General features: G+C 60.9%; 1 protein-coding gene. It reads left to right on the plus strand.

Annotation, left to right across the window (positions count from 1 at the left end; translation table 11 throughout):
• Positions 1–130: 130 nt before the first annotated feature.
• Positions 131–1,312, plus strand: coding sequence for an IS256 family transposase (locus tag BW994_RS18760; protein ID WP_076454867.1), 1,182 nt, complete (start codon positions 131–133; stop codon positions 1,310–1,312).
• Positions 1,313–1,353 lie beyond the last annotated feature (41 nt).

Here is a 1,353-nt window from a genome sequence, read left to right on the forward strand (position 1 = left end):
GGTGGTGTAACCTGACGTCTGGAAATTCATTTGGGGTTGGGAGTTGGTGCCCTTGCCGGGGCATGCCCCGGCAAGGGCTGTTCATTCTGGTATTCCATGCAGTTGTTCACACCAACATGGAGACCGATGAATGGACGCCAAAAAGGATACGATTATCGAGGCACTTTTGGAACATCTGATCGAAAACGGCGCAGGCGATATCGCCACGGTGTTTGCCAGGACCTTCGAACTCGCCATGCAGATCGAGCGCGAACGCTTCCTTCACGCCAGCCACTACGAGCGCAACCCCGATCGTCAGGGTTACGCCAATGGCTACAAGCCCAAGCGGATCGATACCCCGGTCGGGTCGATCACCGTCGATGTCCCCAAAACCGCCGGTCACGTGGGCGAACCCTTCTACCCACAGTCCCTCGAACGCGGCCGACGCTCGGTCCGCGCCGTCATGGTCGCCGTCGCCGAAATGTATATCAAAGGCGTCTCTACCCGCGACGTTGAAGCCGTCATGCGCGAATTCGGCATCGAAAGCCTCTCCTCCGCTCAGGTCAGTCGCGCCAGCAAACTGCTCGATGACGAACTCGCCGCCTGGCGCACCCGACCCCTCGCCGAGATCCGTTACCTCATCCTCGACGCCAGATATGAAAAAATGCGCGATAATGGCGTCGTCCGCGATGCCGCCGTGCTCTCGGCCATCGGCATCGGACCCGATGAACGCCGCCGTGTCCTCGGCGTCTCGGTCGCCCTTTCCGAGGCCGAAATCCATTGGCGTGCCTTCCTCGAAAGCCTCCATCAGCGTGGCCTGCGCGGCGTCGAATTCATCGTCTCCGATGACCATGCCGGATTGCACGCCGCACGCCGCGGCGTGTTCGGCGCCGCACACTGGCAACGATGCCAGTTCCACCTCGCCCAAAACGCCATCCACCACGCCCCCAACCACGCCATCCGCAAACGCATCGGCGCCGAACTCCGGACCGTCTGGAACGCCAATTCCCTCGCCGCTGCCCAGATCGCTCTCACAACCCTCGTCAATGCCTATCGCGACACCGCACCAAAGCTCGCCGATTGGCTCGAACGAAATATCCCCGAAGGCCTCAGCGTCTTCACGCTGCCAGAACCCCACCAGCGCCGGCTTCGCACCTCCAACCCCATGGAACGCGGCATCCAGCAGGAACTCAAACGCCGCACCACCAAAATCAGGGTCTTCCCCAACGAAGCCTCCCTCGAACGCCTCGTCAGCGCCGTCCTCGTCGAAATCGATGAAAAATGGGCCGCCGACACCAAGGGCTACATCAAGTGGGACTATCAGGATGCCTAACCCACGCTCGCCCTATTTTCCAGACATCAGGTTGCTCAATC

The organism is Acidiphilium rubrum, assembly GCF_900156265.1.
In the GTDB taxonomy this organism is placed as follows: Bacteria; Pseudomonadota; Alphaproteobacteria; order Acetobacterales; family Acetobacteraceae; genus Acidiphilium; species Acidiphilium rubrum.